22 protein-coding genes are annotated in these 22719 nt (G+C 72.0%); 12 read left to right on the top strand and 10 right to left on the bottom strand.

The genetic code is table 11. The features are described from left to right. Window positions 1-9: 9 nt before the first annotated feature. From murJ to BJP25_RS26835, 7 genes are all read left to right on the top strand, one after another. Entirely contained in the window at window positions 10-1659 is a 1650-nt protein-coding gene (gene murJ / locus BJP25_RS26805; RefSeq protein WP_075977718.1) for a murein biosynthesis integral membrane protein MurJ, read from the top strand. An 87-nt stretch (window positions 1660-1746) separates the two neighbouring features. Next, window positions 1747-3309, top strand: coding sequence for a protein kinase family protein (locus BJP25_RS26810; RefSeq protein WP_075977719.1), 1563 nt, complete (start codon window positions 1747-1749; stop codon window positions 3307-3309). A 91-nt stretch (window positions 3310-3400) separates the two neighbouring features. Continuing rightward, the gene (gene sigM, locus BJP25_RS26815) at window positions 3401-4027 is read left to right on the top strand and encodes an RNA polymerase sigma factor SigM (protein ID WP_075977720.1); all 627 of its coding nucleotides are present in this window, start codon (window positions 3401-3403) and stop codon (window positions 4025-4027) included. Further along, on the top strand, window positions 4024-4785 hold the full coding sequence (locus BJP25_RS26820; RefSeq protein ID WP_075977721.1) for an anti-sigma factor family protein: 762 nt from the start codon (window positions 4024-4026) through the stop codon (window positions 4783-4785). Before sigM ends, BJP25_RS26820 begins: the two co-directional genes overlap by 4 nt. Before the next feature lie 140 nt (window positions 4786-4925). Continuing rightward, window positions 4926-5921 (top strand): thioredoxin-disulfide reductase, encoded by a 996-nt coding sequence (gene trxB / locus BJP25_RS26825; RefSeq protein ID WP_075977722.1) that lies wholly within the window; start codon window positions 4926-4928, stop codon window positions 5919-5921. A 26-nt stretch (window positions 5922-5947) separates the two neighbouring features. Next, a complete protein-coding gene (gene trxA / locus BJP25_RS26830) occupies window positions 5948-6277 on the top strand; it encodes a thioredoxin (RefSeq protein WP_075977723.1) in 330 nt (109 codons plus the stop codon). Window positions 6278-6451: 174 nt separating this feature from the next. Continuing rightward, window positions 6452-7588, top strand: coding sequence for an N-acetylmuramoyl-L-alanine amidase (locus BJP25_RS26835; RefSeq protein WP_075977724.1), 1137 nt, complete (start codon window positions 6452-6454; stop codon window positions 7586-7588). Between the two features lie 475 nt (window positions 7589-8063). On the opposite strand, the gene BJP25_RS26840 is transcribed toward BJP25_RS26835, so the two are convergent. Next, entirely contained in the window at window positions 8064-8693 is a 630-nt protein-coding gene (locus tag BJP25_RS26840; protein ID WP_075977725.1) for a GNAT family N-acetyltransferase, read from the bottom strand. Between the two features lie 161 nt (window positions 8694-8854). Here BJP25_RS26840 and BJP25_RS26845 point away from each other — a divergent pair, with 161 nt between their 5' ends. Together BJP25_RS26845 and BJP25_RS26850 are read left to right on the top strand one after the other, a co-directional pair. Beyond that, a complete protein-coding gene (locus BJP25_RS26845) occupies window positions 8855-10174 on the top strand; it encodes an aminotransferase-like domain-containing protein (protein WP_075977726.1) in 1320 nt (439 codons plus the stop codon). A 72-nt stretch (window positions 10175-10246) separates the two neighbouring features. After that, entirely contained in the window at window positions 10247-11197 is a 951-nt protein-coding gene (locus BJP25_RS26850; protein ID WP_075977727.1) for a D-alanine--D-alanine ligase family protein, read from the top strand. 70 nt (window positions 11198-11267) lie between these two features. Here BJP25_RS26850 and BJP25_RS26855 read toward each other — a convergent pair whose 3' ends face one another. From BJP25_RS26855 to rpmH, 8 genes are all read right to left on the bottom strand, one after another. Beyond that, on the bottom strand, window positions 11268-12257 hold the full coding sequence (locus BJP25_RS26855; protein WP_075977728.1) for a ParB/RepB/Spo0J family partition protein: 990 nt from the start codon (window positions 12255-12257) through the stop codon (window positions 11268-11270). After that, entirely contained in the window at window positions 12257-13153 is an 897-nt protein-coding gene (locus tag BJP25_RS26860; RefSeq protein ID WP_075977729.1) for a ParA family protein, read from the bottom strand. The genes BJP25_RS26855 and BJP25_RS26860 overlap by 1 nt, the downstream gene beginning before the upstream one ends. Window positions 13154-13195: 42 nt before the next feature. Continuing rightward, the gene (gene rsmG / locus BJP25_RS26865) at window positions 13196-13879 is read right to left on the bottom strand and encodes a 16S rRNA (guanine(527)-N(7))-methyltransferase RsmG (protein ID WP_075977730.1); all 684 of its coding nucleotides are present in this window, start codon (window positions 13877-13879) and stop codon (window positions 13196-13198) included. 245 nt (window positions 13880-14124) lie between these two features. After that, window positions 14125-14685: a Jag family protein gene (locus tag BJP25_RS26870; protein ID WP_075977731.1), complete on the bottom strand. Its 561-nt coding sequence runs from the start codon at window positions 14683-14685 to the stop codon at window positions 14125-14127. A gap of 27 nt (window positions 14686-14712) precedes the next feature. Next, the gene (gene yidC / locus BJP25_RS26875; RefSeq protein WP_075977732.1) at window positions 14713-15786 is read right to left on the bottom strand and encodes a membrane protein insertase YidC; all 1074 of its coding nucleotides are present in this window, start codon (window positions 15784-15786) and stop codon (window positions 14713-14715) included. A 4-nt stretch (window positions 15787-15790) separates the two neighbouring features. Continuing rightward, on the bottom strand, window positions 15791-16123 hold the full coding sequence (gene yidD, locus BJP25_RS26880; protein WP_075977733.1) for a membrane protein insertion efficiency factor YidD: 333 nt from the start codon (window positions 16121-16123) through the stop codon (window positions 15791-15793). Further along, a complete protein-coding gene (gene rnpA / locus BJP25_RS26885; RefSeq protein WP_075977734.1) occupies window positions 16120-16533 on the bottom strand; it encodes a ribonuclease P protein component in 414 nt (137 codons plus the stop codon). The genes yidD and rnpA overlap by 4 nt, the downstream gene beginning before the upstream one ends. A gap of 14 nt (window positions 16534-16547) precedes the next feature. After that, window positions 16548-16685 carry a 50S ribosomal protein L34 gene (gene rpmH, locus BJP25_RS26890; protein ID WP_018684246.1) on the bottom strand — a complete coding sequence of 46 codons (138 nt, stop codon included), beginning with the start codon at window positions 16683-16685 and terminating at the stop codon, window positions 16548-16550. Between the two features lie 1098 nt (window positions 16686-17783). On the opposite strand from rpmH, the gene cas3 reads away from it, so the two are divergent. From cas3 to BJP25_RS26905, 3 genes are all read left to right on the top strand, one after another. Further along, the gene (gene cas3 / locus BJP25_RS26895) at window positions 17784-19970 is read left to right on the top strand and encodes a CRISPR-associated helicase Cas3' (RefSeq protein ID WP_198943516.1); all 2187 of its coding nucleotides are present in this window, start codon (window positions 17784-17786) and stop codon (window positions 19968-19970) included. Next, window positions 19964-20158 (top strand): CRISPR-associated protein Cas5, encoded by a 195-nt coding sequence (gene cas5 / locus BJP25_RS26900; RefSeq protein ID WP_233158261.1) that lies wholly within the window; start codon window positions 19964-19966, stop codon window positions 20156-20158. Before cas3 ends, cas5 begins: the two co-directional genes overlap by 7 nt. A 123-nt stretch (window positions 20159-20281) precedes the next feature. Beyond that, window positions 20282-21313, top strand: a complete 1032-nt coding sequence (locus BJP25_RS26905) for a glycosyltransferase (protein WP_198943602.1) — start codon at window positions 20282-20284, stop codon at window positions 21311-21313. A gap of 68 nt (window positions 21314-21381) precedes the next feature. Here BJP25_RS26905 and BJP25_RS26910 read toward each other — a convergent pair whose 3' ends face one another. Continuing rightward, window positions 21382-22470 carry an NAD(P)-dependent alcohol dehydrogenase gene (locus tag BJP25_RS26910; RefSeq protein WP_198943424.1) on the bottom strand — a complete coding sequence of 363 codons (1089 nt, stop codon included), beginning with the start codon at window positions 22468-22470 and terminating at the stop codon, window positions 21382-21384. Between the last annotated feature and the right edge of the window lie 249 nt (window positions 22471-22719).

A 22719-nucleotide genomic window follows, 5' to 3' on the forward strand; every position in this document is an offset into this window, starting at 1 on the left:
GGTAGCAGGGTGAGCACACCGGAGGCGCGGGGCGTGGACGGCGCGCCGGAGCAGGCGCGCCCCGCCGAGCCGTCGCTGGCCAAGGCGAGCGGGTCGATGGCGGTGGCCACGCTCGTCAGCCGGATCACCGGCTTCTTCTGGAAGGTCATGCTGGCCTGGGTGGTCGGCACCGACGTGGTGTCCGACTCGTTCACCATCGCCAACACGCTGCCCAACATCATCTTCGAGCTGCTGCTCGGCGGGGTGCTGGCCAGCATCGTGGTGCCGCTGCTGGTGCGCTCGCAGGACGACCCCGACGGCGGCGCCGAGTACACCAACCGGCTGCTGACCACCGGCCTGGTCGGCCTGGCCGCGGGCACGGTGCTGGCCGTGGCCGCCGCGCCGCTGTTCACCGGCCTCTACGTCGACGGGTCGACCGGGCAGGCCAGCCCGGCCCTGGTCACGGCGTTCGCCTACCTGCTGCTGCCGGAGATCCTGTTCTACGGGCTGTTCGCGCTGCTCTCGGCGATGCTCCAGGCCCGGCACGTGTTCGGGCCGACGGCCTGGGCGCCGGTGGTGAACAACCTGGTCATCATCGCCACCCTGGGCACCTACGCGCTGCTGCCCGGCGAGATCGGCCTCGACCCGGTGGCGATGGGCGACCCCAAGCTGCTCACCCTGGGCATCGGCGTCACCCTGGGCATCGTCGTGCAGTCGGTGATGCTGCTGCCCGCGCTGCGCCGCATCGGCTTCCGCTTCCGGTGGACCTGGGGGGTCGACGCCCGGCTCAAGGAGTTCGGCGGGCTGGCGCTGTGGATCCTGGGCTACGTCGCGATCAGCCAGGTCGGCATGGTGATCACCCAGCGGGTGCTCACCGCCGCCGCCGACGGCGGCGCCACCATCTACGCGAACGCCTGGCTGCTGTTCCAGCTGCCCTACGGGGTGATCGGGGTGTCGCTGCTGACCGCGATCCTGCCCCGGATGAGCAAGGCCGCCGCCAACGGCGACACCCCGAAGCTGGTCGACGACCTGTCGACCGGGGCGCGGCTGTCGGCGGTGATGCTGGTGCCGATCAGCGCGGTGCTCACCGTGTCCGGCTCGGCCATCGGCGTCGCGCTGTTCAACGCGGGCGAGACCTCCTTCGCCGCGGCCCAGCGGCTCGGCCTGGCGCTGGCGTTCTCCGCCTTCGGCCTGCTGCCCTACGCGCTGGTCATGCTCCAGCTGCGGGTGTTCTACGCGATGAAGGACGCCCGCACGCCCACCCTGATCATGGTCGTGATGACCGTGGTGAAGGTGCCGCTGCTGTACATGACCGCCGCGGTGGTGAAACCCGATCAGGTGGTCATCGGGGTGATGCTGGTCAACTCGCTGACCTTCGTCGTGGGCGCGGTGCTCGGCCAGATGTGGTTGTGGGTGCGGCTGGGCAACCTGCACAGCAAGCGCGTCGTCAAGGTCATCGCCAAGAGCGTGCTGGCCGGGGTCGCGGGCGTGCTCGCGGGGTGGCTGGTCACGAAGGTGGTGCTGCCCGGCGGGGTGGCGGACCGGCTCTCGGCCGTGGTGGCGCTGCTGGTGCAGGGGCTGGTCGCGGGCGTGGTCGCCTTCGGCGTGCTGGCCCTGCTGCGCGTGCCGGAGCTCACCCCCGCGACCAGCCGGATCACCCGGTTGGTGCGCCGCGGCTGATCCGCTCGTCGGCGGGCGGGGGTCGGAGTCCCGTAGTCTCGGGGGTGGAGACGCCCGCCGGGAGAGCGGCGTCAGGCGGAGAGAACGGTGACGACGAGACGGGTCGAGACCCCCCGGGGTGACCAGTCGCCTGGCCTGCGGGCCAGGGACGGCTTCCTGGTGCCCGGGGGTGTGGTGGGCGACGGCCGCTACCGGCTGCTGGCCCAGTTCGGCACCGACGCGCGGGCGCACGCGGAGCTGTGGCGGGCCCAGGACGGGCAGCTGCGCCGCGACGTCGCGCTCACCCTGCTGCTCGGCGACCCGGACGACGGCGCGGCGGCCACCGCCGCCCGGCGCACCCTCGAACGCGCCGCGCACTCCTCCCGGGTCACCCACCCCGGCCAGGCCCGCATCCTCGACGTGCTCAGCCCCGGCGGCGGCATCAGCCACGGCGAGGGCCTGCTCGGCATGGTCGTCGCGGACTGGTCGCAGGGCACGGACCTGGTCGACGTCATCGCCGAGCACCCGCTGCCGCCCGCCACCGCGGCCCGACTGCTCGAACCGCTGGCCCAGGCCGTCGAGCTGGCCCACCACAGCGGCCTGGTGCTCGGCGTCGACCACCCGCAGCGGGTGCGGGTCAGCCCGGACGGCACGCTGCGGCTGGCCTTCCCCGGCCCGCTGCCCGACGCGGGCCTGCAGGACGACGTGCGCGGCCTCGGCGCGATCCTCTACCTGCTGCTCACCGGCCGCTGGCCGCTGCCGGGCGGGCCCGCGGGCATCCCCGCCGCGCCCACCCTCCAGGACGGGCGGGTGGTGCCGCCGCGGTCGATGTTCGGCTACATCCCGCACGACCTGTCCGCCGCCGCGGTCCGCAGCCTCGCCGACGACGCCACCGGCGGCATCCGCACCAGCGCGGGCCTGCTGCGCGTGCTGGAGCGGGCCAAGGCCCTCCCGGACGCCACCCAGACCATCTCCGCCGTCACCGACGACGAGGACTACGAGGACGAGGACGGCACGGTCTGGACCACCCGCAGGCCCAGCAACGACCGGGCCAAGCGGCGCAAGCTCGCCATCGGCGTGACCGCGCTGGCGGTGGCCACGGTCGCGGTGCTGGCCTGGCTGGGCACCCAGCTCATCGGCTTCCTCGGTGACGACGGCCCGGCCGCGGGCGGCCCGGTGGCGGTGGCCCCGGCGCCGGGCAGCACGGCCAACAACGCCCCCGCCCCGCCGCAGCCCGGCCAGCCGATCGCGGCGGCCAGCGTGGCGGTGTTCAACGTCAAGGGCACCGCCGACAACGCCAGGCGCGCCTCGCGGGCGGTCGACGGCGACACCTCGACCTCGTGGAAGACCGACAGCTACAAGCAGCAGTTCCCGGTGCTCAAGCCGGGCGTGGGGCTGATGGCGTCGTTCGCCGAGTCGGTGTCGTTCGCCGAGGTCAGCATCGACTCGCCGTCGCCGGGCACGGTGGTGGAGATCCGCACCGCGCCCTCGGAGAAGCCGTCGCTCGACGAGACCAAGGTGATCGGCAAGGCGACGCTGTCGGCGGGCACCACCAAGCTCCAGCTCGACTCCGCCGAGCCCACCCAGCACCTGCTGGTGTGGATCACCGCGCTGGGCGAGGGCAACACCACGGAGCTGACCGAGGTCACCTTCGTCCGCGCCGCCGGGTGACCCGCGCCACGACCGGGCGCCCGCCCACCCGTCCCCGGACTGGTCCCGACGTGCTGTTCAGCCTGGTGACCGGGACCTATACCCTGTCGGCGTGACAGCCGCTGCCAGTTCGGACGCCGACCTCATCGCGGCTCATGCCGCGGGGGACCCGCGTGCTTTCGCCGAGCTCGTGCGCCGCCACCGGGACCGGATGTGGGCGGTGGCGCTGCGCACGCTCCGGGACCCGGAGGAGGCCTCCGACGCGCTGCAGGAAGCGTTCATCTCCGCGTTCCGCGCCGCCGGGTCGTTCCGGGCGGAGTCGCAGGTCACCACCTGGCTGCACCGGATCGTGGTGAACGCCTGCCTGGACCGGGTGCGCAGGCGCCAGGCGCGGCCCACGGTGCCGCTGCCGGAGACCGGGCCGGGGGAGCCGGTCACCCCGCGTGACGCCATGGCCGAGCGGGAGACGCGGCTGGTGGTGCAGACCGCGCTGCAGGAGCTGTCCGAGGAGCAGCGGGTGCCGATCCTGCTCGTCGACGTCGAGGGCTACTCCGTGGCCGAGACCGCGAAGCTGCTGGGCATCGCCGAGGGCACCGTCAAGAGCAGGTGCGCGCGGGGCCGGGCGAAGCTGGCGAAAGTTCTCGGACATCTGCGGAACCCCGATGCAGATGCGAACGTCCCAGGTAGCGCTGTTGACGGTAGAGGTGTGCCGACCAGGCGCCAGCGGGAGGGACGATGACGGACGAGGTTCGGGGCGGTGCGAGCCCCTCGGGGCCGCCGTGGTCCGTCGACCTGCTGGCCGACCTGCACGCGGGCGTGCTGGAGCCGCGGCAGGCCCAGCGGCTGTGGGCGCAGGTGAACGGCGACCCCGCCGCGCGGGCCGTGCTGGACGCGCTGGAGTCGGTGCGCACCGGCCTGGGTGAGCTGGGTGCGGCCCCGGTGCCGCCGATGCCGTCACGCTTCGCGTCCGAGCTGGACGCGGCGCTGGAGGCCGAGGCCGCCCGCCACTTCGGCGGCGGGGTCGCCGCCCCGCCGCGCCCGCCGGGCGTGGCCCCGGTGGTCGACATCGCCGCCGCCCGCCGCAAGCGCGGCAGGCTCACCGCCTGGGCCGGTGGGCTCGTCGCGGTGGCCGCCGCCGCCGTGGCGATCGGGTTCGCGGTCGTGCCCACCACCACCCCGGGCGTCCCGTCGGCGCAGATGAGCGACGGCGGCAAGCCCAGGGTGCAGGCCAGCAGCGGCGACCTGAGCGCGGCCATCGGCCAGGTCAACGGCGCCCGCGACTACGGCGACCTCGGTGACGAGGCCGGGTTGCAGCGCTGCCTGTCCCAGGTCGGGGTGGACGCCAAGGCCCCGGTGCTCGGCGTGCGCCCGATCACCCTGGACGGCACCCCCGGCACCATGGTCATGCTGCTGCCCGGCTCCGGCCAGCTCGGCAAGTTCCGGGTGCTGGTGCTCCAGTCCGGCTGCCAGAAGATCTTCGACAACGTCATCGGCTGACCGCCGCGCCGAGGCCCGCCCGCACCCCGGGCGGGTCTCGGCGCGCACTCGCCCCCTCGACGCGGAACACCTGCGCCTACGATCGCGTTGACACCATCGCGCCCGGCGGACGGCCCGGGCGACGTCGACGGAGGGGCAGCATGGCCGCGGAAACGGACCAGATCCGCAACCTGATCATCATCGGTTCGGGCCCCGCCGGGTACACGGCCGCCGTGTACGCCGCGCGCGCGCAGCTCGACCCGCTGGTGTTCGAGGGCAGCCAGTTCGGCGGCGCCCTGATGACGACCACCGAGGTGGAGAACTTCCCCGGGTTCCGCGACGGCATCATGGGCCCGGACCTGATGGAGCAGATGCGCGCGCAGGCCGAGCGGTTCGGCGCGGAGCTCAAGGCCGAGGACGTCGACGAGGTCGAGCTGACCGGCCCGGTGAAGCACGTGACCGCCAACGGCGTGCGCTACGCCGCCCGCGCGGTCATCCTCGCCATGGGTGCCGCCGCCCGCTACCTGCACGTCCCCGGCGAGCAGGAGCTGCTCGGCCGCGGCGTGTCCGCCTGCGCGACCTGCGACGGGTTCTTCTTCCGCGACCAGGACATCGCCGTGCTCGGCGGCGGTGACTCCGCGATGGAGGAGGCCACCTTCCTCACCCGCTTCGCCAAGTCGGTGACCCTGGTGCACCGGCGCGAGGACTTCCGCGCGTCGAAGATCATGCTGGAGCGGGCGCGGGCCAACGACAAGATCCGCTGGCAGCTCAACTCCGAGGTCACCGAGGTGCTCGACGGCGAGGGCAAGGTCGCGGGCCTCAAGCTGCGCGACACCGGCTCCGGCGCCGAGTCGGTGCTCGACGTCAGCGGCTTCTTCCTGGCCATCGGCCACGACCCGCGCAGCGAGCTGGTGCGCGGCCAGGTCGACGTGGACGACGAGGGCTACGTGCTGACCAAGGGCCAGACCACCTACACCAACCTCGACGGGGTGTTCGCCGCGGGCGACCTCGTCGACCGCACCTACCGGCAGGCCATCACCGCCGCGGGCTCCGGGTGCTCCGCGGCGATCGACGCCGAGCGCTGGTTGGCCGAGCACGGGTCCGCCGAGGCCGAGAGCGCCCCGGAGCTCGTCGGCGGCGGCTACGGTTCCAACTGATCGAGACCAGGGAAGAGGCAGAGGGCATGGCTGAGAACACCATCGATGTGACCGACAAGACCTTCGTCGAGGAGGTCCTGCAGAGCGACAAGCCGGTCGTGGTCGACTTCTGGGCCACCTGGTGCGGGCCGTGCAAGATGGTCTCCCCGGTGCTCAACGAGATCGCGGGCGAGCACGCCGACAAGATCACCGTGGCCAAGGTCGACATCGACAAGAACGCCAGCACCGCGCGCGACTACCAGATCATGTCGGTGCCCACGATGATCGTCTTCCGCGGCGGCCGCCCGGAGAAGACCATCGTCGGCGCCAAGCCGAAGGCGGCCCTGCTCAAGGAGCTGGCCGACTACCTGGGCTGAACTGCCCCGACGGGGCCCGCGCCCCCCGGAGACGGGGGGAGCGGGCCCCGTCGTCGTCCTGGACCCGCCCCTTCCGGGTGCGAACCAGGTGGACAAGGCACAATGGTCGACTGTCACCGAATCCGCGCCCGAGCACGCGTTCCGCCCGGGTGCCCGACCGGAGAGCGAGGGTGCATGCGGGTACTGCGCCGCGGCGATGGGGGACCGGCAGTGGCCGAGGTGCGGTCCACGCTGGCCGCGCTGGGCCTGATGCCCGCCACCACCGGCGAGGCCGTCTTCGACGCCGCCGTGGAGCAGGCCGTCCGCGCCTTCCAGCAGCAGCGCGGCCTGATCACCGACGGCCTGGTCGGCCCGGCCACCTACCGCGCCCTGCGCGACGCCACCCACCAGCTCGGCGGCCGCCCGCTGGCCTACATGGTGTCCGCCCCGATCAGCGGCGACGACGTGCTCACCCTGCAGGAGCGGCTGCTGGAGCTGGGCTACGACGCGGGCCGCCCCAACGGCGTGTTCGGCGGGCAGACCGAGGCGGCGCTGCGCAACTTCCAGCGCGACTACGGCCTCACCGTCGACGGCATCTGCGGCCCGGAGACCGTCCGCGCCCTGCGCCAGCTGTCCCCGCGCGCCCGCGGCGGCCGCCCGGTGCTGCTGCGCGAGCAGGAGCGCGTCCGCCGCTCGGGCCCCCGCCTGCGCGGCAAGCGCATCGTCATCGACCCCGGCCACGGCGGCGCGGACACCGGCATCGCCGTCGGCGGGGTCACCGAGGCGGCCCTGGTGTGGGACCTGGCGACCCGCCTGGAGGGCCGGATGGTCGCCACCGGCATGGAGGCCCTGCTCTCCCGCGGCCCCGACCAGTGCCCCGACGAGGCCGAGCGCGCCCGCTTCGCCAACGACGCGGGCGCCGACCTGGTGCTGTCCCTGCACGCCGACCGCAACACCTCCCCGCACGCCCAGGGCGTCGCCTCGTTCCACTTCGGCACCGGCAACGGCGCCACCTCCACCCTCGGCGAGGCCATGGCGGGCCTCATCCAGCGCGAGCTGGTCAAGCGCACCGGCATGCGCGACTGCGGCACCCACCCCAAGACCTGGGACCTGCTGCGCCTCACCCGCTGCCCCGCCGTCCGCATCGAGATCGGCTACCTCACCAACGCCGACGACCGCGCCCGCCTCTCCGACCCCGCCTTCCGCGACGTCCTCGCCGAGGGCATCGTCGTCGCCGTCAAGCGCCTCTACCTCCTCGGCGAGAACGACCAGCCCACCGGCACCTTCACCTTCGCCGACGTCATGGCCCACGAACTCCTCGCCAAGGGCTGACCCCACCCCGCGCTCCCACACCCCCACGGGTCCCAAGACCCCACCCGCCCCCCATCCCGGGTCCCACGACCCACCCCACCACTGCCCCCGCCCCTCCGCGCATGCTGCCGCGTGGGTACCCCGGGCAAGGGGACCCCTGAATTTCACGTTACCGCTGGTGAGCGCGGCGCTGGAAGACCTGGGGATAGTCCTGTGGATAACTCGGCGCCCTGTGGATAAGTGCCGTCGCGCTGCTCGCCGGGAGCGTGGCGGCGCGCGATCGCCGGAAATGGTCTGCGGCAAGGCTTTCGCCTGGGTAACCCGCCCGGGGGGACCCCCGATTTCAACGCTACTGGGGTGTCGGGCAGCGGGGGAAGTGATCGGCTCGGCCTGTGGATAACTCAGGGGCCTGTGGAGCGACGCGGCTGAGGTGGCGGCGACACGCAGAGGGGTCACCGCAAGCCTTTGCGCGGGCGGTCGACCGAGGCAAGGGGGGTCAGCCGGGGTTGAGGGCGGGGCTGTGGGTGGAGATGGAGACGGTGTTGAGGAGGCGCTCCAGGGCGGCCTCGACGTCTTCCTTCCAGGTGATCCCGGTGCGCAGTTCGAGGCGCAGGCGGGGCCAGCGGGGGTGCGGGCGCACGGTCTTGAAGCCGACGCTGGTGAGGAAGTCGGCGGGGACGACGCAGGAGCGGTCCTCGTCGGGCTTGGCGTCGCCGAAGGCCTCGATGGCCTTGACGCCGCGGCGGGTGAGGTCCTTGGCGACCGACTGGACCAGCATCCGGCCGAGGCCGCCGCCGCGGAACTCGGGGAGGATGTGGAAGCCGGTGAGGACGACCGCGTCCGGGCTGATGGGGGAGGTGGGGAAGGCGCCCGCGCGGGGGACGGCGTTGGGCGGGGCGTAGAGGACGAAGCCGACCGGGAGCTTGTCGCTGTAGACGACCCGGCCGCAGGAGCCCCACTCCAGCAGGACGCTGGAGACCCAGGCCTCCTTCTCCAGCTCGGTGGTGCCGAACTCCTCCGCCTGGTCCTTCAGGTGCGGCGCGAGCTCCCAGTAGACGCAACCCCGGCAGTGCTTGGGCAGGTGCTCCAGGTTGTCCAGCGTGACGCCGACCACACGTCGAGACACCCGACCTCCCCGCTCTTCGCGCGCCCGCAGGTCGGGGCGCGGCGAATCTCCGGCACAACCATAGGTGCTGCGGGCGTGCGCGGGAACCGGAGGGCGGGATTCTCGGAGTTACGTCACCCCTCCGGTTACACTCGTCCGCAGTTGACAGCGACGGAGCAGCCATGACCACGCCTGGACAGCAGCCCGACAGAGCAGGCTCCCGCAGCCTGGACCCGCACCTCGACCGCTACGCGGCGCGGGCGGCGGGGATGACCGCATCCGAGGTCAGGGCGCTGTTCGCGGTGGCATCGCGGCCCGAGGTGGTCTCGCTGGCCGGTGGCATGCCGAACCTGGCGGCGCTGCCGCTGGAGTCGCTGTCGGACCAGATCGCGCAGATCGTGGCCCAGGAGGGGCTGGTCGCGCTCCAGTACGGCTCGGCGCACGGGCTGCCGCAGCTGCGCGAGCAGATCTGCGAGGTCATGGCGCTGGAGGGGGTCTCGGGGCACCCGGACGACCTGGTGGTCACCGTGGGCTCGCAGATGGCCCTCGACCTGGTGACCCGCATCTTCTGCGACCCGGGCGACGTGGTGCTGGCCGAGGGCCCGTCCTACGTGGGCGCGCTGGGCACCTTCGCCTCCTACCAGTGCCAGGTGCGGCACGTGGTGATGGACGAGCACGGCCTGGTGCCCGAGGCGCTGCGGGCGGCGCTCGACGCGGCCAAGCAGGCGGGCCAGCGGGTGAAGTTCCTCTACACGATCCCGAACTTCAACAACCCCGCGGGCGTGACCATGGCCGTCGCGCGGCGCTCGGAGGTGCTCGACATCTGCGCCTCGCACGGGGTGCTGGTGATCGAGGACAACCCGTACGGGCTGCTCGGCTTCGACGGGCAGGTCTACCCGGCGCTGCGGTCGATGGACCGGGACAACGTCATCTACCTGGGGTCGTTCTCCAAGACCTTCGCCTCCGGCCTGCGGGTCGGCTGGGCGCTGGCCCCGCACGCGGTGCGCGAGAAGCTGGTGCTGGCCGCCGAGTCGGCCGCGCTGTGCGCGCCCACCCTCAACCAGCTCGTGGTGTCCCGCTACCTGGCGACCCACGACTGGAAGGGGCAGATCAAGTCCTTCCAGACCATGTACCGCGAGCGCCGCGACGCGCTGCTGACCGGCCTGGAGCAGCACATGCCCGCCGGGTGCACGTGGACCAAGCCCGAGGGCGGGTTCTTCGTCTGGATGACCGTGCCCGAGGGCGTGGACACCAAGGCGATGCAGCCGCGCGCGGTCACCGCCCGGGTCGCGTACGTGCCCGGCACCGGCTTCTACGCCGACGGGTTCGGCAGCAGGCAGATGCGCCTGTCGTTCTGCTACCCGCCGCCGGAGCGGATCTCCGAGGGCGTGCGGCGGCTGGCCGTGGTGCTGGCGCAGGAGATCGACCTGCTCAACACCTTCGGGCCGACCACCAGCCGCACCCTGTCCGGGCCGCAGACGCCCTCGCCCGACACCGCCTGACCCTCGACGGCCGCACCCCCGGTGACGGGGTACCGTCCCGGTGCCCGTGCTGAGCCGATCGAGGAGTGCACCGTGTCCGACCGCTGGGTTGCCGTGCTGGCCGGGGGCCTGTCCCACGAGCGCGACGTGTCGCTGCGGTCCGGCCGCCGGGTGTCCGCGGCGCTGCGCTCGGCCGGGCTGACCGTCGAGGAGTGGGACGCCGACGCCTCGCTGCTGCCCCGGCTGCGGGAGAGCAGGCCGGACGCGGTGGTCATCGCCCTGCACGGCGGCGAGGGCGAGAACGGGTCCATCCAGACGGTGCTGGAGCTGCTGGGCATCCCGTACGTGGGCGCCGACGTGACCGCGTGCAGGCGGGCGTGGGACAAGCCCTCGGCCAAGGCCGAGCTGCGCCGGTCCGGGCTGCTCACCCCGGACTGGGTGGTGCTGCCGCACGGGACGTTCCGGGAGCTGGGCGCGCAGCCGGTGCTCGACGCGATGGTCGAGCGGCTGGGCCTGCCGATGATGCTCAAGCCGGACCAGGGCGGCTCGGCGCTGGGCGCGCAGGTGGTGCGCGAGGCGGCGGAGCTGCCGACGGCGATGGTGGGCTGCCTGGCCTACGGCGACTCGGTGCTGGCCGAGCGGTTCGTCGACGGGGTCGAGGTGGCGGTGACGGTGATCGAGGGCCCGGACGGGCCGTACGCGCTGCCCGCGGTGGAGATCGCGGCGCAGTCGGGCGTCTACGACTACACCGCCCGGTACACCGCCGGGCTGACGACCTTCCACACCCCCGCCCGGTTGGCCGCGGGGGTGGCCGAGGCGGTGGCCGACCTGGCGGTGTCGGCGCACCGGCTGCTCGGGCTGCGGGACGTGTCGCGCACCGACGCCGTCGTGGACGCCGACGGCGCGGTGCACTTCCTGGAGGTGAACATCTCCCCGGGGCTGACCGAGACCTCGCTGGTGCCGATGGCGATCGAGGCGGCCGGTCTGTCGTTCGGGGAGATCTACGCGGGCCTGGTCGAGCGGGCCGTGACCCGCTCACGCTGAGCGGTCGAACCCTGGCGCAGGGCAATCGTCACCGTGACACAACGCCCTGGTGTGATCCCCTGCGCCCCGCTCATGCCCGATTTGCCGGTTTGTCCGACATCATCTCCACGATGCGCTCCAGGTCGTCCACCGAGCCGAACTCGACGACGATCCGGCCCTTCTTGCGGCCCAGCTCGACCTTGACCCGGGTGTCGAACTTGTCCGAGAGCCGGTCCGCCACCGCTTGCAACCCGGGCGCCTGCAACGGCTTGCGCGGCGGCGCCTTGGGCTTGGCCGGGGCCGCGCCCTTGGCCAGGGTCACCGCCTCCTCGGTCGCCCGCACCGACAGCCCCTCCGCGACGATGCGGGTGGCCAGCTCCTCCTGCGCGCCCGGGTCGTCGAGGCCGAGCAGCGCGCGGGCGTGCCCGGCGGAGAGCACCCCCGCGGCCACCCGGCGCTGCACCGGGAGCGGCAGCTTGAGCAGCCGGATGGTGTTGGTGATGACCGGCCGGGAGCGGCCGATCCGCCCGGCCAGCTCCTCGTGCGTCACGGAGAACTCGTCGAGCAGCTGCTGGTAGGCCGCCGCCTCCTCCAGCGGGTTGAGCTGCACCCGGTGGATGTTCTCCAGCAGGGCGTCGCGCAGCATCGCGTCGTCGGCGGTCTGCCGCACGATCGCCGGGATGCGCTCCAGCTCGGCGCGCTGCGAGGCGCGCAGCCGCCGCTCGCCCATCACCAGCTCGTAGCGGTCCCCGCCGAGCTCGCGCACCACGATCGGCTGCATCAGGCCGAACTCGCGGATCGAGTGCTCCAGCTCGGCGAGGGCGTCCTCGTCGAAGACCTGCCGGGGCTGCTTCGGGTTCGCCGTGATCGCCGAGGTGGGGATCTCCCGGTACACCGCGCCCGCCACGGTCTGCTCGACGACCGGGTCGGGGGCGGCGGGGGAGTCGGCGGGCGGCGGGGTCGGCAGCGCGAGCCCACCGCCCGAGCCGGGCAGCGGAGCGCCGCCCGCCGGTGGGCCCTGGGGGATGAGCGCGGCGAGGCCGCGGCCCAGTCCGCCCTTGCGTCCGGCTGGTCCACTCATCAGTGCGTCTCCGCTCCTCGGTCGGCCACCTCGCGGGCGGCGTCCAGGTAGCTCAGGGCGCCGCGGGAGCCGGGGTCGTAGGCGAGCACGGTCTGGCCGTACCCGGGCGCCTCGGACACTTTCACGCTGCGCGGGATGACGGTCTTGAGCACCGTGTCGCCGAAGTGGTGGCGGACCTCGGAGGTCACCTGGTCGGCGAGCTTGGTGCGGCCGTCGTACATGGTGAGCAGGATCGTGGACACGACCAGGCTGCGGTTGAGGTGCGCCTGCACCAGCTCGATGTTGCGCAGCAACTGGCTCAGCCCCTCCAGCGCGTAGTACTCGCACTGGATCGGGATGAGCACCTCCTGCGCGGCGACCATCGCGTTCACCGTGAGCAGGCCGAGCGAGGGCGGGCAGTCGATGAAGACGTAGTCCGGCGCGATCGCGTCCAGCGCCTCGGCGGTCAGCGCCTCCTTGAGCCGCGACTCCCGGTTCTCCATCGCCACCAGCTCGATCTCCACACCGGCGAGGTCGATGGTGGCGGGCACGCAGTACAGGTTGGGCGACTGGTCGGACACGTGCGCGGCGTCGGCCAGGGTGATCTCGCCCAGCAGCACCTCGTAGATGGAGGGGGTGCCGGAGCGGTGCTCGACGCCCAGGGCGGTGCTGGCGTTGCCCTGCGGGTCGAGGTCCACGACGAGCACCTTGAGCCCGTGCAGGGCCAGTGCGGCGGCCAGGTTCACCGTGCTGGTGGTCTTGCCGACGCCGCCCTTCTGGTTGGCGACGGTGAGCACCCGCCGGTGCGTGGGGCGCGGGAACATCCGCTCGGGGTGCTTGAGGCGGGTGGCGCGCGCCGCTTCCTCGGCGATCGGCGTCCACCCGGCCACGGCGGCGGGGGAGGGCTGGTCCACCATCAGCGACCTCCAGTCGGTTTCACGTGGAACATCGGTGCGGTCTCAGGCACGGTGCTGGTCCTTCCTGGTCCGCCGCGGCCTGCTCGGGCCCGCGGACGCGATGCGTTCGATGACGACCACCGTCGTCGGTTCGTCGAGTGCGCTGCCGCAGGTGGCCACCCGGGGCGCGCCGCCCCCGGCCTTGGCCACGGCGGCGCGGTCGCGCTCGACCTCCTCGGCCGCGCTCGCACCCTTGAGCGCGACCACGTGCCCACCCGGGCGGACCAGGGGGAGGCACCACGTGCAGAGCTTGGCGAGCGGGGCGACCGCCCGCGCGGTGACCACGTCGGCGTCGGCCACCTCAGCGCGCACCGCGGGCTCCTCGGCCCGGCCGCGCACGACGGTGACGGTCGACAGTCCCAGAGTCTCCACGACCTCGTCCAACCACGCCACCCTCCTGGCCATCGGTTCGACGAGGGTCACGGACAGGTCGGGTCGGGCGATCGCCAGCGGAACCCCGGGCAGCCCGGCGCCGGACCCGACGTCCACCACGGCGACCCCCGCGGCGATCTGCTCCCCGATGACGGCGGAGTTGAGCACGTGCCGCGTCCACAGCCGGTCCAGCTCGCGCGGACCGATGAGGCCGCGCTCGACCCCGTGCTCGGCGAGGAGGGCGGTGAACCGCTCGGCGAGGTCGAGCCGGTCGCCGAAGACGGCGGCCGCCTGCGGGGGTGTTGCGTCGCCCATGCGGGTCCCATCCGTGTTCCACGTGAAACTTGTGCCGCCCATTCTTGCCGATGACGGTGCGTGCGGAGGTGCCACCCGGTCGGTGTCGCGCGAGCAGTTCCCCGTGGACCGCTGCCCGGCGCGGCGACACCCGTGGTGCCGGTTTCACGTGGAACACCGCACGCCCGCCGCTCCCGGGTTTCACGTGAAACGCACGAGGCCCCCGGTTCCGCGGAACCGGGGGCCTCGTGCTCGTCGTGCGCCGACTACTCGGGGAAGACCACCACGCGGCGGCGCGGGTCCTCGCCCTCGCTCTCGCTGTGCACACCCTTGACGGCGGCGACCGCGTCGTGGACGACCTTGCGCTCGAACGGGGTCATCGGCTGGAGCCGCACCTTCTCGCCCGAGGACAGCACCTTCTGCGCGGTCGCGGTGCCGAGGTCCTTGAGCTCCTCGCGGCGGTCGGCGCGCCAGCCCGCGATGTCGAGCATCAGCCTGCTGCGGGCACCGGTCTCCTGCTGCACCGCCAGCCGGGTCAGCTCCTGCAACGCCTCCAAGACGCTGCCGCGCGGGCCGACCAGCTTCTCCAGGTCCTCCCCGCCGTCGATGCTGATGACCGCGCGGTTGGCCTCCACGTCGAGGTCGATGTCCCCGTCGTAGTCGAGGATGTCCAGCAGGCGCTCCAAGTAGTCACCCGCGATGTCGCCCTCCTGGACGAGCAGCTCCTCGGTGGAGCCGGGGGAGGAGCCTTCCGCTCCCGCGCTGGTGTCGTCCTGGGCCGCCGCGGACCCGGTCTGCTCGGCCGTCTCCTGCACCGTCTCCGGCACGCTTTCTCCTCTCCGGGTCGGACCGCGTCAGCGGTTCTTCCGACCCGACTTCTTGCGGGAACGGTCTGAGATCAGACCGGGAATCTGGGTGTCGCCGCCTGCCGCGGTGCCGTTCGCGCCGGACCCGCTCGACGCGGTGCCGGTCGAGCCGGTGCCGTTCGCGGTGGAGCCGTTCGCCGCGGTCCCCTCGGCGGGGGTCTGCGCGGTGGCGTCGGTCGCGGGCTTGCGGGTGGCGCTGGGCTTCTGGCCGGGGCGCGGGGCGGTCGGCTTCTGACCCGGCTTCGGGGCGCTGGCCGCGCGCTTGGCCTGCGCCTCCTCCTTCTTCTTGGCCTCCTCGGCGTCGATGCGCTTGTAGACGAAGCGCTGCTGCCAGAGGGTCCAGCTGTTGTTGCTCATCCAGTAGATGATCAGACCGATCGGGAAGAAGAAGCCACCGATCAGCACGCCCAGCGGGAAGACGTAGAGGGTCAGCTTGTTCATGATCGCGGTCTGCGCGGTGGCGGCCTCCGGGTTCTGGCGGCTCACCGAGTGGCGCGCGGTCAGGTGCGTCAGCACGCTGGCCACGATCATCAGCGGGATGGCGACGGCGATGATCGCGCCCCGGGAGACCTGGAAGCTCGCCAGCTCGGCGGCGGGCTGGGTGATCCAGTTGCCCAGCCGGGCGCCGAGCAGGTCGGCCTTGATGTAGGAGTCCACACCGGCGGCGTCGAAGAAGTAGTTCTCGGTCTTGCCCGGCTTGAACTCGCGCAGCACGTGGAACAGGCCGATGAAGACCGGGATCTGCAGGATCATCGGCAGGCAGCCGCCCAGCGGGTTGACCCCGTGCTGGGACTGGAGCTTCTGCATCTCCTGGGCTTGCTTCTGCCGGTCGTTGGCGTACTTCTTCTGGATCTTCTTGATCTCGGGTGCGAACTCCTGCATCTTCTTCATGGAGCGCACCTGGTTGACCATGGGCTTGAACAGCAGCGCCCGCAGGGTGAAGACCAGGAACACGATGCCCAGCGCCCAGGCGAGCGCGCTGGTCTCGCCGAAGACGTGGCCGAACACCCAGTGCCAACACCAGAGGATGAAGGACACCGGGTAGTAGATGAAGTCGAGCACGGGACTACTCCTCGGCTGCTGATCGGTCGGCCGGGTCTGCTGGAGCCCCGGGATCGGTCGTGGGGGTCCTGGGCGGAACCGGGTCGAGCCCGCCAGGGTGCCAGGGGCCGCAGCGCAGCAGCCTGCGCGCGGCGAGCCAGGAGCCGCGCAGGGCCCCGTGGGTGGTGAGCGCCTCGACGGCGTACGCGCTGCAACTGGGGTGGAAGCGGCAGGCGGGCGGCAGGAACGGGGAGACCCACCTGCGGTACGCCCGCACCGGGAGCAGTAGCGCGCGGGCCACCGGGCCGGGGCGGGCAGCGCCGACCGAGCGGTCGTCCACCGCGGCTGACCCGTTCACACCCCACCGCCACTTCGCGGATGCGCCGCGCCGCCCGCCAGGCCCAGCCTGCGCAGCGCGGCGTCGAAGTCCCGACCGAGCTCGGCGCTGCTCGCGCCCGCCGCCATCGGGAGTGCCCGCACCACCAACGCCCCGCCGGGCGGGAGAGTTCCGAGGCGGTCGCGGGCGACGTGCCGGAGCCTGCGCGCCACCCGGTGCCGGGTGACGGAGTTGCCCACGGCCTTGCTCACGACGAAACCGACCCTCGCCACCGCGGGGGTCCGCGGCGGGCGGGGGTCGGCTCCGGTTTCGTGCTCCGCTGCCGCCACCAGGGCGTGCACCACCAAGCGGGGGCGCCCCGCCCGCCGACCTCGCCGGGTGACCAGGCGGAAGTCGGCGCCGTCGGTCAGCCGGTTGGCCGCGGGGAGCACGGCAGCAGCTGGTGTCAGGCCGACAGCTTGTCGCGGCCCCGGCGGCGGCGGGCGGCGATGATCGCGCGGCCCGCGCGGGTCCGCATGCGCAGGCGGAAGCCGTGCGTCTTGGCGCGGCGGCGGTTGTTCGGCTGGAAGGTGCGCTTGCTCACGACTCAATCTCCCGGTCTGGCTGCTCTAGCGGGTCTCCTCGGCCCCCCTGCCGGAATCGCGGCAGCCGGTGGCGGCGAGCTCGCAGGCGCGCCGAACCCACCCGCCGCAAGCGGGAGACCTTATGAGGGTACGCACCGCCGCGCGGCGGCTCAAACCGGGGTGCCCGGACGGGGGCGCCTTGTGGCGGGGGGCCACCATTGTTACCGTGCGGTCCCCTGGTCGACCGCCGGGTGGGGGAGCCCCGCGGCACGGAACCGGGTCCCGCTCACCGCCGGGCACCGCGCGCCACCCCGACGGGGGGTGGCCCGCCGGGTCCGCCATACCTTCGTGCACAGTTGTGGACAAACCTGTGGATGCCGGTTTGACGGCACCCACCGCCCGGGACAGCCTTACCGGGCACGACCGGTGGAGAACGACGCCCGCGAGGGGAGGGGAGCGGCGCTAGCTAGCTAGCCCCGGATGAGCTGGGGGTCTTTCCTGAGCTTCTGTTGTATCGCACGGGTAGTCCCAGAAGTTGGGACGACACGCCGGGGTCGGCCTGGGAACCTGTCGGTGTTTCGTGCCGCGATGGGGGTTCCGAGGGGAGGGGAGCCGGAACAGCTTCTACCTCCAGTAAGGGTGTCGAGTTTTTGGCATGTTCGGTTGGCTGTCGTGCGCCCGTCCTGTGGGTATGGTTCGACGGTGCTGCGCGGGGTGATGAGCTTGGTCCTCCTGTCGGGTGATGTGGTGTTCTTGTCTCTGAGATTGCTGCGGCGAACCGTAAGGTGATCGTATGGATGTGTAACGTTGGCGGTTGCCTCACGACGGGTAGTGCAGTGAAAGTCAGGTGTGGTGCCGACTGTTGGGCTATCCCTGGCCTTCATGGCAGTGCGGACGTGCCGAGTTGAGGAGACTTGGAGTGAATCGATTTCGTGAATACGGGGAGAGTTGATTCGAGGGGTGACGTGGCGGGATCGCCGTCGACTGGTCATGTCGAACGACAATGTCTTGTGTGGCGTGGAAGCCACGGTGGTGTCGAGACGGTCTGCCGTTGGCGTTGTGGTTGATGGTCGAGGAATGGGAGCTGATGGGTGATGTGGGCGCACAGTCCGAGTGAGGTGTCCGGTGCGCTGCATGGGCTTGCTGATCACGTGCGTTCGACCGCTCGGTGGGCGCGGGTGTTCGCCGAGCCTTTCGGCGCGGGGGACCTGGCGTGGGAGTTGGGGCTGGTGCATGACGCGGGTAAGGCGCGTTGTGCGTGGCAGGAGGGGTTGCTCGCCGCGGGGACGTCGGGTGGCAGGGTGGGTGTACCGCACAAGGAGGTCGGGGCGTCGTTCATCGCGCCGCGGGCGGGGGTGGCGGCGATGGCGGTTCTGGGTCACCATGGCGGGTTGCATTCGCGGAGTTGGCTGCTTCGGTTGTTGCGGGATTCGGATTCCGAGGATGTGGGTGAGGTGATGGCCCGGTTCTTCGAGGTGGTTCCGGAGGCCGCTTGTCTTGATTCGGGGGTGTCGCCTGTGCCGTCGGGGTGGGGGAAGGACCCTTTGGTGTGGGAGATGGGGGTGCGGATGGTGTTCTCGGCGTTGGTGGATGCCGACCATCTCGACACCGCGGCGCATTTCGAGGGTTTGGACACCGTCCGGGTGGCGGCGCAGGTGGACATGGGTGTGTTGCGTGACCGGTTCGAGGGCGCGCGTTCCGAGCGGTTCTCCGGTGTGGTCCCGTCGCTGGTCAACGAGATCAGGTCGTCTCTGTACGCGCGGGTTGTGGGGGCTGCTGGCGGTGGGCGTGGCATTTACCGGCTGCCGGCGCCGACGGGGTCGGGGAAGACTGTTTCCTCGGCGGGGTTCGCCTTGCACCATGCTGCGCGCCACAGGATGTCGCGGGTGGTGGTCGCGGTCCCGTTCACGACGATCACCTCACAGAACGCCCAGGTATACCGTGACTTGTTGGGCCCGGAGGTGGTGTTGGAGCACCACTCGAACGCTGAGTTCGACGGCCGAGATCTGCGGTTGGCGGCGGAGAACTGGGACGCGCCGTTCGTGGTCACCACTACCGTGCAGTTGTTCGACTCGTTGTTCGGTCGCAAGCCTGCTCGCTCGCGGAAGCTGCACAGGTTGGCCAATGCGGTGATCGTGCTTGATGAGGTGCAGGCGTTGCCGTTGTCGCTGCTGGGGCCGATCCTCGATGGTCTCCGGCTGCTGTGCCGCCACTTCGGGGCGACGGTGCTGTTGGCCTCGGCAACCCAACCACCGTTCGAGCGGCTTGCGGTGTGGAAGTCCCTGGACGTGGTCGAACTGGGGGGTGACGCGGTCGCGCTGTCGACGGGTCTGCGGCGCGCGGCGTATGAGTGGAGGCTCGATCCGAGGCCGACCACGGACCAGATCGCCGCCGAGGCCGCCGAGGTGGGGCAGGCGCTGGTGGTGGTCAACACGGTGCCCCAGGCGCGGGCGATGGTCCGCGCGGTGGCTGCGGTGGCGGCGGCGTCGGCGACGGTGCTGCACCTGTCGACAAGGATGGTTCCCGTCCACCGGGACAGGGTGTTGGCCCAGGCATGTGACCTGGTGAAGTCGGGGGACCCGGTGCTGTTGGTGTCGACCCAACTCGTCGAGGCCGGGGTCGATGTGGACTTCCCTGTCGTGTTCCGGGCCTTGGCGCCTGCGGAGTCGTTGCAGCAGGCGGCAGGACGGGCCAACCGTGAAGGCAGGCGTTCCGGGTTGGGCAGGGTTGTGGTGTTCGATGCCGAGGGCACCACGATCCCCGCGTTCTACCGGGCCGGTGTCGCCAAGACCCTGGCGTTCTTCGGGCCCGGCAAGGCCGATCCCGGCGACCCGCAGGTGTTGGCCCGCTACTACGCGAGCCTCTACTCCGCCCTCAACGTCGATGCCGATCCCCGGGCTGTGGAGATTCAGCGCAATCGCGGTGCGCTGGACTACCTGGCTGTCGCCGAGGGCCCGGTCACCGGGTTGGGTGACGCGGACCGCCCTCTGCGCGACTCCCGATTGGCGTTCCGCATGATCGACGAGGACCAGGTCACGGTGGTGGTCACCGACTACGACAACAACGACGAGGTCCGGGAGTGCCTGCGCCGGGTCCGTGCGGGCGACGGCCCGCTGGGGGCGCTGGTGCGGCGCATGCGCCCGTACATGCTCTCCCTGCCCCGTTCTGTCGCCTCCAGACCGGAGGTGGCCAGTCTGCTCCGCCCGGTCGTCGCAGGGCAGAGGGACCTGTGGGAGTGGGTCGGTCACTACGACCAGTTAGTGGGACTCGACGACGGTGACACGAGCGAGGAGACAGTGTGGTGACCACGAGTCTGCCGACATCACCCTCCGGGGCACCTCCGGTGGTGGTGCAGGTGTGGGGTGACGGGGCGCTGTTCACCCGACCGGAACTGAAGGTGGAGCGGGTGACCTACCCGGTGATGACCCCCTCCGCCGCCGTGGGGGTGCTGGAGTCGATCTTCTGGAAGCCGGAGTTAGACTGGCCTAGCTAGCTAGCCGACGTCCGCCTGCTGACCTGGCCGATACCGGCCCTGCAGGCGGCGGGCCTGCCCCTCAAGCCCCTCGACCGGATCCTGCCCTACAGCGACGGGATCACCGTCGAGCGCCCGGAACCGGTGGGCGACTACCGCGTCCCCGACGGCCGCTTCATGGCCGGGCTGACTGGCAGGCTGGTCGAACTGCTCGCCGACGGCGTGCCCACCACGTGCCTGTCGATGTACCTGGCCCCGCACGACGCCGTCGTCCGCGACGCGGTCACCGCGGCCAGGGCGGCGGGCCTGGCCCCCGACGTGCGCACGATGGCCAAGGCGGTGGGCTCCGACATCACCAACGTCATCCGCTCGTGCCTGCGCGAGGGCACCTTCGGCGCGGCCATCGCGCTGTTCACCACCTTCCTCGCCAACGACCGGCTGCTGGCGGTCTCGGAGTTCACCAAGCAGGAGATCACCGCCGCCGCCCGCGACGTGGACGCCCACTGCGGCACCCGCTTCGCCCAGGAGTGCCAGCGGCGGGTGGAGATCAGCTACCCGCCGGTGGACACCTCCGCCTACGTCGACCTCGACCCGGCGGCGGTGGACGCCGCGCTGGCCCGCCGGGGCCTGAGCCGCGACGGCTACGTGCTGTTCCTGTCCCGGGTGGCGCGGGCCAAGGGCGTCGACGACCTGATCAACGCCTACACCGGCTCCCAGGCCGCGCGGAAGGTCAAGCTGGTCGTCGCGGGCACCGGCCCGAACCTGGAGGCGATGCGCGCGCTGGCCGCGGGCGACGAGCGCGTGCAGTTCCTCACCGACGTCGACGACGAGGAGAAGCCGCTGCTCATGGCCGGGTGCGCGGCCTACGCGCTGCCGACCCGGCCGGAGCAGGAGTTCGTCGAGACGTTCGGCATCGCGCTGACGGAGAAGATGCTGGCGGGCGGCGGGCCGGTGATCACGACCCTGACCGGGGGCACCGGTGAGGCGGTGGGGGACACCGCGGTCATCGTCGGCGCCAACGACGTGCCGGGGTTGCGCGCGGCGCTGGACCGGGCCGTGCTGCACATGTCCGAGCAGGAGCGGCGCGCGATGGCCGAGGCGGCCCGGGAGCACGCGCTGGGCTTCGACCGGTTCCGGGTGTTCGACGACCTGTTCGCGGCGCAGTCCGCGTCCTGACGGCGACGAGGGCGGGGCAGCGGTCGTCCCGCTGCCCCGCCCTCGCGCCGCTGCGCCCACCCCACCCGTCAGAGGGTGGAGGTGTCGATCACGAAGCGGTACCGCACGTCCGAGGCGAGCACGCGCTCGTAGGCCTCGTTGATCTTGTCGGCCGGGATGACCTCGACCTCGGCGCCCAGGTGGTGCTCGGCGCAGAAGTCCAGCATCTCCTGGGTCTCGCGGATCCCGCCGATCATCGAGCCGCCGAACGAGCGGCGGTCGGTGAGCAGCGAGAAGGCGTTCACCGACAGCGGTTCGGCGGGGGCGCCGACGTTGACCAGCGCGCCGTCGACGGCGAGCAGCCCGAGGTAGGCGTCGACGTCGAGCTTGGCGCTGACGGTGTTGATGATGAGGTCGAAGCTGCCCGCCAGCGACTCGAACGTGCCCGCGTCCCCGGTGGCGTAGTAGTGCTTGGCCCCCAGGCGCAGGCCGTCGTCCTGCTTCTTCAGCGACTGCGAGAGCACGGTCACCTCCGCGCCCATGGCCGCGGCCAGCTTGACGGCCATGTGGCCCAGCCCACCGAGGCCGACGACCGCGACGCGCTTGCGGTCGGTGCCCGCGCCCCAGTGGCGCAGCGGCGAGTAGGTGGTGATGCCCGCGCACAGCAGCGGTGCGGCCTCGGGCAGGTCCACGCCCTCGGGGATGCGCACGACGAAGTCCTCGGCGACGACGACGTGGGTGGAGTACCCGCCCTGGGTCGTGGTCCCGTCCACGTCGGTGGCGCCGTAGGTGCCGGTGAAGCCCTTGCGGCAGTACTGCTCGTCGCCCGCCTTGCAGTTCTCGCACTCGCGGCACGAGCCGACCATGCAGCCGACGCCCACCCGGTCCCCGACCTTGTGCCGGGTGACCTCGGGGCCGACCTCGGACACCACGCCCGCGATCTCGTGGCCCGGGGTCAGCGGGAAGGGCGCCTCCCCCCACTCGTTGCGCACGGTGTGGATGTCGGAGTGGCAGATGCCCGCGTACTTGATCTCGATCAGCACGTCGTGCGGTCCGACGTCGCGCCGGTCCACCGTCGTCGGGACGAGCGGCTCGGTCGCGGAAGTGGCGGCGTAGGCGTTGACAGTGAGCACCAGATCTCCCGTTCCCCATGTGAAGTGTTGCGCATACGAGTACATCATCGCGCGGCGGGGGGAGGCAGGGCGAGCCGAACCTGGTACCAGCAGGACCACCCACGGGGTTCCGCGGTGCGACCAGGGTGGATGTGCGCGGAACGGGATGCAGCGCCGCGGTGTGTGGCGCATCCCGCGTTTGTCGTTGACACACGGCGGAAACACTGGTGCGCACTGCGGGGAACAACACTTTGACCGCTTCCTCCCACCCGGCTTAGCTGGTGCCAGACCGATGATCCGGTGCTTGCCAGGGGG

Source organism: Actinokineospora bangkokensis (assembly GCF_001940455.1).
In the GTDB taxonomy this organism is placed as follows: domain Bacteria; phylum Actinomycetota; class Actinomycetes; order Mycobacteriales; family Pseudonocardiaceae; genus Actinokineospora; species Actinokineospora bangkokensis.

Bases quoted from the DNA above. Each gene is read 5' to 3' on its own strand.
- BJP25_RS26820 (WP_075977721.1), top strand. From the start codon at position 4,024: ATGACGGACGAGGTTCGGGGCGGTGCGAGCCCCTCGGGGCCGCCGTGG.
- trxB (WP_075977722.1), top strand. From the start codon at position 4,926: ATGGCCGCGGAAACGGACCAGATCCGCAACCTGATCATCATCGGTTCG.
- trxA (WP_075977723.1), top strand. From the start codon at position 5,948: ATGGCTGAGAACACCATCGATGTGACCGACAAGACCTTCGTCGAGGAG.
- BJP25_RS26835 (WP_075977724.1), top strand. From the start codon at position 6,452: ATGCGGGTACTGCGCCGCGGCGATGGGGGACCGGCAGTGGCCGAGGTG.
- BJP25_RS26845 (WP_075977726.1), top strand. From the start codon at position 8,855: ATGACCACGCCTGGACAGCAGCCCGACAGAGCAGGCTCCCGCAGCCTG.
- BJP25_RS26855 (WP_075977728.1), bottom strand. From the start codon at position 12,257: ATGAGTGGACCAGCCGGACGCAAGGGCGGACTGGGCCGCGGCCTCGCC.
- BJP25_RS26860 (WP_075977729.1), bottom strand. From the start codon at position 13,153: ATGGTGGACCAGCCCTCCCCCGCCGCCGTGGCCGGGTGGACGCCGATC.
- rsmG (WP_075977730.1), bottom strand. From the start codon at position 13,879: ATGGGCGACGCAACACCCCCGCAGGCGGCCGCCGTCTTCGGCGACCGG.
- BJP25_RS26910 (WP_198943424.1), bottom strand. From the start codon at position 22,470: ATGTACTCGTATGCGCAACACTTCACATGGGGAACGGGAGATCTGGTG.